This window comes from Corallococcus sp. 4LFB, from assembly GCF_046520365.1.
Taxonomy (GTDB): Bacteria; Myxococcota; Myxococcia; order Myxococcales; family Myxococcaceae; genus Corallococcus; species Corallococcus caeni.
Genome location: NZ_JBKGHJ010000377.1, coordinates 1 through 8,710, shown reverse-complemented (window position 1 = coordinate 8,710; position 8,710 = coordinate 1). Strand labels below are relative to the sequence as shown.

General features: G+C 70.0%; 7 protein-coding genes and 1 pseudogene. 3 read left to right on the top strand and 5 right to left on the bottom strand.

The genetic code is table 11. The features are described 5' to 3' along the window. The 3 genes and pseudogenes from ACLEQD_RS30975 to ACLEQD_RS30965 all read right to left on the bottom strand — a co-directional run. Positions 1-360 (bottom strand): annotated as a pseudogene (locus ACLEQD_RS30975) (hypothetical protein); the annotation flags it as partial. A 40-nt stretch (positions 361-400) separates the two neighbouring features. Then, positions 401-895 carry a hypothetical protein gene (locus ACLEQD_RS30970; protein ID WP_410389062.1) on the bottom strand — a complete coding sequence of 165 codons (495 nt, stop codon included), beginning with the start codon at positions 893-895 and terminating at the stop codon, positions 401-403. 276 nt (positions 896-1,171) lie between these two features. After that, positions 1,172-1,609 carry a hypothetical protein gene (locus tag ACLEQD_RS30965; RefSeq protein ID WP_410389061.1) on the bottom strand — a complete coding sequence of 146 codons (438 nt, stop codon included), beginning with the start codon at positions 1,607-1,609 and terminating at the stop codon, positions 1,172-1,174. A 175-nt stretch (positions 1,610-1,784) separates the two neighbouring features. Here ACLEQD_RS30965 and ACLEQD_RS30960 point away from each other — a divergent pair, with 175 nt between their 5' ends. Both ACLEQD_RS30960 and ACLEQD_RS30955 read left to right on the top strand, forming a co-directional pair. Continuing rightward, on the top strand, positions 1,785-3,242 hold the full coding sequence (locus ACLEQD_RS30960; RefSeq protein WP_410389064.1) for a hypothetical protein: 1,458 nt from the start codon (positions 1,785-1,787) through the stop codon (positions 3,240-3,242). A 73-nt stretch (positions 3,243-3,315) separates the two neighbouring features. Further along, on the top strand, positions 3,316-4,032 hold the full coding sequence (locus ACLEQD_RS30955; RefSeq protein ID WP_410389059.1) for a Bax inhibitor-1/YccA family protein: 717 nt from the start codon (positions 3,316-3,318) through the stop codon (positions 4,030-4,032). Positions 4,033-4,093: 61 nt separating this feature from the next. On the opposite strand, the gene ACLEQD_RS30950 is transcribed toward ACLEQD_RS30955, so the two are convergent. Further along, positions 4,094-4,429 (bottom strand): (2Fe-2S) ferredoxin domain-containing protein, encoded by a 336-nt coding sequence (locus ACLEQD_RS30950; RefSeq protein ID WP_120530529.1) that lies wholly within the window; start codon positions 4,427-4,429, stop codon positions 4,094-4,096. Positions 4,430-5,010: 581 nt separating this feature from the next. Here ACLEQD_RS30950 and ACLEQD_RS30945 point away from each other — a divergent pair. Beyond that, the gene (locus tag ACLEQD_RS30945; protein ID WP_410389057.1) at positions 5,011-7,818 is read left to right on the top strand and encodes a vitamin B12-dependent ribonucleotide reductase; all 2,808 of its coding nucleotides are present in this window, start codon (positions 5,011-5,013) and stop codon (positions 7,816-7,818) included. Positions 7,819-7,888: 70 nt separating this feature from the next. Here ACLEQD_RS30945 and ACLEQD_RS30940 read toward each other — a convergent pair whose 3' ends face one another. Beyond that, the gene (locus tag ACLEQD_RS30940; RefSeq protein WP_410389055.1) at positions 7,889-8,542 is read right to left on the bottom strand and encodes a hypothetical protein; all 654 of its coding nucleotides are present in this window, start codon (positions 8,540-8,542) and stop codon (positions 7,889-7,891) included. Positions 8,543-8,710: the final 168 nt, after the last annotated feature.

Sequence of the window (8,710 nt, the reverse complement as noted above, 5' to 3'; positions counted from 1 at the left end):
GTCCCGCCGGACGCCCACGTCCTCCACGCGGAAGGCCGTGCCGCGCGCGCCCTCCACCCACCGCGGCACGAAGCCGTCGCGCGGCACGAAGAGGGCGGCGCCGCACACGTCACACAGCGCGCCGAAGCCCCACAGCGTGAGGCGCCCCCCGTCCCCAAGCCGCCCCTGGTACGCGCTCTGTCCCTCCACGCCCGGCGGACGCGCCTCGCGCACCAGGCCGTGCCGGAGCAGCACGTTGCCATCCGGGCAACGCACGTCCTGGCCCAGGCACCACATGGCCACGTCGAACAGACGGTCGCCGTCGCGGCGCACGTCGCAGGGAAGCAGGGAACTCGCACCACCAGCAGAGACCTTGGACATGGGGCGCCTCGGGCTTCATTGGAAAGTGGGGCAGCGGTGGCTACTCGTGGTCGTGGTCGTGCGCGCCCGCCTCTTCGATGACGAGCGACACCGAGGAGAGGGTCGAAGGGCCGAAGGTGAGCGTGTGCGTGCCCACGGTGAGCGGCACGACGTAGCGGCCCTGGATGTCCGTGCAGAGCGAGGAACTGGTGGCGCTCTCCTCGAACTCCACCGCCGCGCCGCTGCCGTTGGTGACCGTCACCGGCACCGGGGCGCTGGCATAGAGGACGTAGTCCGTGGCCTCGGAGACGGCGAAGGACACCGCGCCGCCCTTGCCGCCAGCGACGTCCACCAGCGCGATGTCGTAGCGCTTGTGGTCGTTGCTCACGGCCGGGCCGTTGCCGCTGGTGACGGCGGTGACGCTGACGGCGGGGCCCTCCTGCAGGTGCTCGCAGCCCTCCTCGTCGACGTGGGCCTCCTCCTCGTCGTCACCACCGCAGCCGGCGGCGAGGAGGGCGGTGGACAGCAGCAGCGCGGACAAGAGCTTCTTCTTCATGATGGGGACTCCAGGGACAGGGATGGACTGCGGGAACTCCAGCCCCCCGCCCCACGCGCACCGCTCCCAGGAGGAGTGAGCACGAAGGACCGGGCAGGACTGGAAGGAGGAACCGCGGCACGAAGCGCGCGGGTGCGTGCGGCCAGGAGCACCCGAGCGCGCGCGGCGGATCCGTTCAGTGAACGGGAACGCGCACGACCCGGACTCCGGTGGCCACGGCGCACCCCGCCCCACGAAGACACGTGGGGCCGGGAGGGCGGGCTTCGACGGCGGAGGCTAGGCGCGCGGCGGCGACGACTTGGGCGCGAGCCTCAGCAGCGCGACGGGTGCCGCCTGGAAGCGGAACACCGCCAGCGCCGGGCTGGAGCGCGTGGAGACCGCGGCCACGACGGGCGCGGACCCGGCCGGAGGCGGGGCCTCACGGCGCAAGAAGGCATGGTGGCAGTGGGCCTCCGTGCCGTGGGGCGTGGCCTTGGACACCGGCGCCCGCGCCACGCGCGCATCGTCGAAGGAGCGCTCCTCCTCCAACGGCCCGCCGTGCGAGGCCTCGCTCACGTGCATCACGTCCCCGTGCTCCAGGCACGTGGTGTGCTGCACGAGCGCGAAGTGGAGCACGCTGCCCACGTACACCAGCACGCACACGAGCACCCACGGCAGCGCCAGCAGGCGCGGCAGGGAGCGGTTCGGGCTGGGGCGGCGTCGGAGGCGGCTCACGTCCACTCGGTCTCGTAAAGCAACTGAGTTGTTTTAAGCGACCTCCCCGCCCGGGTGCAAGCAGGGACGGAAGAGGCTGCGGGGCGAGGTGGCGGACGTGGGGAACAATGGCGCGGGTCGCGGGTTGTGGACCCACGAGCCCCTGGGGTCGTAGGTTCCGCGCGTGCACGAGCTCATGGATGTCCTGCGCAGGCAGGCACACTATTTCGGACCGGAGCTGGCGAAGACCGCCTATCAGCGCGGCCTCGCGGTGACGAAGCCGGATGGCAGCACCCAGCCCATCCCCATCACCGCCACGCCCGTCATCCTGGACGCGGAGGAGATCAAACGCCGCGCGCTGCTGTCCGCGAAGCTGGCCTCCGCCACCATGAAGATGGCGCGCGCCACGCTGGGCGGCCCGGACGCGGAGGTGCTGCTGGGCGCGCTGTCGCCGCTGGAGCGACGCCTGGCGCAGGCCACCTGGGAGGCGAGCCGCACGCTCGTCAACACGCGCGTGGACTACTTCGTGTCCGCGGGCCGGCCCTGGGCGCTGGAGGTGAACGCCACCATCCCGGCCATGCAGGGCTATTCGGACATCGCGGCGCGCACCTTCATCGAAGTGGTCGCGCGGCACGTGCGCTACCCGGAGAAGGCGCTCGCGGCGCTGCTCACGCTCAACGGCAACAACGCGCTGGCGCTCTACCGCGCGCTGCTGGACGGCTACGCGGCCGAGCGCGACGGGAAGCTGCCGGACACGGTGGCGCTGCTGTGCCGCAAGAACGACGCGCAGATAACCGAGCTGCGCTGGCTGTGCGAGCGCTTCCGCGAGTTCGGCGCGGACGCGGACATCGTGCACCCGGAGGACGTGTCCGGCGACGACGCCTTCACGGTGAACGGCAAGAAGTACGACCTGGTCTACCGCCACCTCTTCGTGCGCCGGCTGGAGCAGAGCCCCGCCCCGTGGGTGGAGGACTTCCTGGGCGTCGTTCCCGGGAAGAAGGCCGTGTTCCTCAACCCGCCCGCCTCGCAGGTGGAGGTGAAGACGACGTTCGCGCTGCTGTCCCAGGCGGTGACGGACGCGGCGCTCGCGCAAGCCGCGGGCCTCACGCCCGACGAGCTGGAGGCGGTGCGCGCGGCGGTGCCCTGGACGCGCCCCTTCCGCCACGGCCCCGGCATGGGCCCCGACGGCGCGCCGGTGGACGACATCGTGGCGCGCGTGGCCGAGGAGCCCGCGCGCTTCGTGCTCAAGCGCGCCTGGGACTACGGCGGCAAGGCGGTCTTCCTGGGCCGCTCCGTGGGCACCGCGCCCTTCGAGGAGCGCGCCAAGGGCGCCTTCGGCGAATCCATGACGTGGGCCGAGCTGTGCGAGCGCGCCGCCACGGCCCCCCAGGGCGGCGGCTACGTGGTGCAGGAGGTGGTGGACACGCAGCCGGAGGAGCACCTGCTCTGTGGCCAGAACAGCGTGCTGCCGACCTCCTTCTTCGTGGATTACTCGGCCTATGCCTCCGTGGGGCTCGCGAAGCAGCCCGCGTGGGGCGGGGTGTGCCGTGGGTCCATGTCGGAGATCGTCAACATCGTGGGCGGCGGGGGGGTCCTGCCGCTCATCACGACGGAAGTGGCTTCAAAGCTTTTGTTGGCGTGGAAGGCCCTTTAAGGCGTCCCCCAAGGCTCCTCGTTAGACAGAGGCCAGGGCGCAGCGGTGCCCGGCCCGAAAGGAAACGGAACACATGGCGTGGGAATCATCAGGTGGCTGGCAGGGCGGGCAGGCGGCCCGGGTAGACGACGTCCTGGTGCAGGAGTCGCAGCGCGCGTTCATGTCGCGCGTGCACGGCTGGATGTTCGCGGGCCTGGCCCTCACCGGCGTGATGGCGATGGTGACGCTGGCCAATGAGACGCTGCTCCGCATGGCGGTGCAGAACCGGATGGTGCTGTTCGTGGTGCAGCTGGGCGTGGTGTTCGGGCTGTCCATCCTGGCGCCCCGGCTGTCCGGCCCGGTGGCCGCGGCCATGTTCGCGGGCTACGCGGCGCTCACCGGCGTGACGCTGTCGGTCATCTTCCTCATCTACACGGCCAGCTCCATCGGCCAGGTGTTCTTCATCACCGCCGCGACCTACGGCGCGATGGCCGTCTACGGCACCGTCACGAAGAAGGACCTGAGCGGCTGGGGCACGTTCCTCTTCATGGGCCTCATCGGCATCGTCATCGCCAGCGTGGTGAACTTCTTCATCCAGAGCAGCGCCGTGTCGTTCGTGACCGCCTGCGCGGGCGTGCTCGTGTTCGCGGGCCTCACCGCGTACGACGTCCAGAAGCTGCGCGAGTACCACGCGGGCACGGGCTTCAAGAGCACGACCGCGGTGAGCATCGTGGGCGCGCTCACCCTCTACCTGGACTTCATCAACCTGTTCCTGTCGCTGCTGCGCCTGCTGGGCAACCGCCGCGACTAGCGCCGGGCGGTAGGACTCAACAGGGTTCCCCGAGGGCGGGGCGCGAGGCGGACAACCGCCTTCAGCGCTCCGCCTTCTTGTTGAAGGGCATCAGGAGCCGCTCCACGGGGCGCCCCTGCACCAGGTGCTCCTCCACGATGGTGGGCACGTCCTCCACCTTCACGCCGCCGTACCAGGTGCCCTCCGGGTAGACGACCACGGAGACGCCGAACGCGCACGTGTCCACGCAGCCCGCCGCGTTGGCGCGCATGCTCCGCTTGAGCCCGCGCTTGTCGAGCTCCTCCTTGAAGGCGGCCCGCACCTCCTCCCCACCCTTGGTGGCGCAGCACCCCTTGGGGTGTCCGTCCGGGCGGCGGTTGGTGCAGACGAAGACGTGGCGTTCGAAGGGAGGCGGCATGGTTCGCCTCCTAACGCGACGGAGCCTCGAAATCGATGCCGCCGTTCAGCAGGCGACCGTCCAGGCCCGCCCCACCCGGCCCGTTTGTCGCGTGGGCCCGGGAGCGCTCCTACGCTCGGAACACGGACTGACAGCAAACATCCGCGAGTGATCACAAGCGCTTGGACAGGCCCCCTTCCCCCATGAGCCGGATTTGCATGGTCATGACGATACATTGCCAGCCACGGCTGCCATTGCCACCGGGAGAAGGGTTATTAGATCAGCCTTGGGCGCAGATCAGGCCGTGTCGAAATGCGTACCAAATGAAGTGTGTAAGCAGGATTCTGACACTAGATATGGGGGCGCAGGTGATGTTGACGGACCCCACCAGCGATCATATGGATCCGCCCGCCCGGCGGGTGGGCAGTCAGGCCCGGGCCCGGATTCCAGGGGTGTGTCCCCTCGTCTCTGCCCGTCCCCGACATTCTCAACGCCGCCGTCCCGGTGCCTGGAACTGATCAACGGATCCCCTGGGATCTCGCGGCGTTGGCCATTTTGCAAACTTTGCATCATCACTCTCAGTGAATCTGGAGGTGGGCGTCATGGAGAAGGAACTGAGTGGGAAGCCGGTGGTGGGAGGCAGGGAGCCGCGGCGCGGAGGCCGCGCGAAGGGCAAGGCGGCGACGGCCTCCACGGGGCTGACCGTGGAGCGGTTCTTCACGACGCCCGGGGTGGATCCGGCGGACGAGCTGGCGTGGGAGTACCGCAGCGCGAGCATCAAGGGCGAGGACGGCAAGGTCGTCTTCGACCAGAAGGACATTGAAGTCCCCAAGTCCTGGTCGATGCTGGCGACGAACGTCGTGGCGTCGAAGTACTTCCGGGGCACGCCCGGCACGCCGGAGCGTGAGACGAGCGTGCGCAAGCTGGTGGCGCGCGTGGTGGACACCCTCACCCGCTGGGGTGAGGAGGGGCACTACTTCGCGTCGGCGGTGGACCGCGAGGCGTTCCACGCGGAGCTGACGCACCTGCTCTTGCGCCAGAAGGCGGCGTTCAACTCGCCGGTCTGGTTCAACGTGGGCGTGGAGGAGCACCCGCAGTGTTCGGCGTGCTTCATCAACAGCGTGGACGACAACATGGAGTCCATCCTGGGGCTGGCGCGCACGGAGGGCATGCTCTTCAAGTACGGCAGCGGCACGGGCTCCAACCTGTCCAGCATCCGCGGCAGCAAGGAGCTGCTGGCGGGCGGCGGCACCGCGTCCGGCCCGGTGTCGTTCATGCGCGGCTTCGACGCGTTCGCGGGCGTCATCAAGAGCGGCGGCAAGACGCGCCGCGCGGCGAAGATGGTCATCCTCAACGCCGAGCACCCGGACATCCTCGAGTTCATCCGCTGCAAGTCGAACGAGGAGAAGAAGGCCTGGGCGCTGATTGAAGCGGGCTACGACCCGTCCTTCAACGGCGAGGCCTACGGGTCGGTGTTCTTCCAGAACTCCAACAACTCCGTGCGCGTCACCGACGACTTCATGAAGGCGGTGGTGAACGACGGCCCGTGGCAGACGCGCGCGGTGCGCGACGGCCAGGTGCTGGAGACGTACAAGGCCCGCGAGCTGTTCCGTGAGATCGCGGAGGCGGCGCACCTGTGCGGCGACCCGGGCCTCCAGTACGACACCACGGTGAACGCGTGGCACACGTGCTCCGGCACGGCGCGCATCAACGCGTCCAACCCCTGCTCCGAGTACATGTTCCTGGATGACTCGGCCTGCAACCTGGCGTCGCTGAACCTGATGCACTTCCGCACGCTGGAGGGTGGCTTCGACGTGGCCGCCTTCAAGCACGCGGTGTCCGTGGTGCTGCTGGCGCAGGAGATCATCGTCGGCTTCAGCCGCTACCCCACCGAGCGCATCGCGAAGAACAGCCACGACTACCGCCCGCTGGGCCTGGGGTACGCGAACCTGGGCGCGCTCCTGATGGCGTCCGGCCTGCCGTACGACTCCCCCGCCGGCCGCAACCTGGCCGCGGCCATCACGTCCCTCATGTGCGGCGAGGCGTACGCGACGAGCGCGCGCATCGCGCAGAAGCAGGGCGCGTTCGCGGGCTACGGCAACAACGCGGAGCCCATGCTCGGCGTCATCCGCAAGCACCGCAAGGCGGCGTACCAGCTCGCGGCGGACGGCGTGAGCGCGGAGCTGCACGCGGCGCAGAAGGAGGCGTGGGACGACGCGCTCGCGAAGGGCATGGAGCACGGCTACCGCAACAGCCAGGTGACGGTGCTGGCGCCCACGGGGACCATCGGCTTCATGATGGACTGCGACACCACGGGCATCGAGCCGGACATCGCGCTCATCAAGTACAAGAAGCTGGTGGGCGGCGGCATGCTGAAGATCGTCAACCAGACGGTGCCGCTGGCGCTGGAGAAGCTGGGCTACCCCCAGACACAGGCGCAGGACATCATCGCGTACCTGGACAAGCACGACACCATCGAGGGCGCTCCGCACCTGAAGCCGGAGCACCTGCCGGTGTTCGACTGCGCGTTCAAGCCGTCCAAGGGCCAGCGCAGCATCCACTGGATGGGCCACATCGAGATGATGGCCGCGGCGCAGCCGTTCCTCTCCGGCGCCATCTCCAAGACGGTGAACCTGCCCAATGACGCCACGGTGGAGGACATCGAGAAGGCGTACATCGAGGCGTGGCGCAGCGGCCTGAAGGCCGTCGCCGTGTACCGCGACGGGTGCAAGCGCACGCAGCCGCTCAACACGTCGCAGGACAAGGCCCCGGAGGCGAGGCGCGCGGTGGCCGCCGAGCCCATCCCCGCCGTGACGCCCGAGCCCAAGGCGCTCCGCCGCCGGCTGCCGGACGAGCGGCAGTCCATCACGCACAAGTTCTCCATCGGGGGCCACGAGGGCTACCTGACGGTGGGCATGTACGAGGACGGCAAGCCGGGCGAGCTCTTCGTCGTGATGGCGAAGGAGGGCTCGGTGGTGAGCGGCCTGATGGACAGCTTCGCCACCAGCGTGTCGCTGGCGCTCCAGTACGGCGTGCCGCTCCAGGTGCTGGCGGACAAGTTCTGCCACACCCGCTACGAGCCGAGCGGCTTCACGGGCAACCCGGCCATCCCCATCGCCAAGTCCATCACCGACTACATCTTCCGGTGGCTGTCGCTGAAGTTCCTGCCCACGGAGCCCTGCGCGGACGACGCGGAGGTGACGCCGGTGGAGGAGGCCCGTCCGGAGCCGGTGACGCAGGCGGCGGTGCCGGCCCAGGCGGGGACGCTGCAGCTGTCCGCGATGAACTCGCGCAGCACGTACCTGAACCAGGCGGACGCCCCGCCCTGCCACCAGTGCGGCGCCATCACCGTGCGCAGCGGCGCCTGCTACAAGTGCGCGAACTGCGGCACGACCAGCGGCTGCAGCTGAAGCGCGCCGCGGTCGTAGGGTGAAGTGAAGAAGGGCTCCGGGGCTTCAAGGCTCCGGGGCCCTTCGTGCTTCAGGGGAAGCGGTGGAGGCGCGTGCAGATCTCCACCGCGCGGTCCGCGATGCGGCCCAGCTCCTCCAGCATGGAGACCTCCACGGGCGCGGGGCCGTGCTCGGCGACGAAGAAGGCCACGGGCTGCCCGCGCGAGTGGAGCGGGAAGACGAGCAGGTGGGACCCGGACTCGGCGCACAGCGCGGAGAAGATGGTTTCGTCCTGGGGGGCCTGCGGGGCGCTGAAGACGCTGGGGCTGGGGCCGTTCAGCGCGGAGGTGAAGAGGGACGGCGTGTCCAGGTCCACCTTGAGCGCGGCGACCTCCGGACGGTCGCTGCCCGGGCCCCAGGCGCGGCCCACGCGCGCGAGTCCGAAGCTGTCCCCCAGCAGGAAGGCCCGGCGGAAGCGGCCCGCGCTGTAGGCCAGCAGCACCTTGCCGACCATGCCCTGCGAGTCCGCGGTGTCGAGCGCGGAGAGGACCTGCTCGGCGGTGACCGCGGGGCCGTCCACGGGCGTGTCGGTGGACGCGCTGGCGGCGGCGAGCAGGGCCTGGGCCGGGTCGATGTTCACGACGGCCTGCGGCTGCCACGGCTGCTGCATGAACTCCCACGCGGAGGCCAGGGCCACGCCGTCCTCGGAGGTGGCGGGCGCGGCGGCGGCGACGTCCAGGTCCACGACGCGGTCCGCCCAGGGGGTCTCCGGGGCTGTGGCCCACGGCGCCCTCCCCTTCCCCGCCGCCCTGCCAGCCCACGAACTCCCACGTGGAGGCGAGCTGCATGGGTTCTTCCGTGGAGGTGGGCAGGTCGTCGAGGGCGATGGGCGTCCGGTCGCGGCGAATCCTCA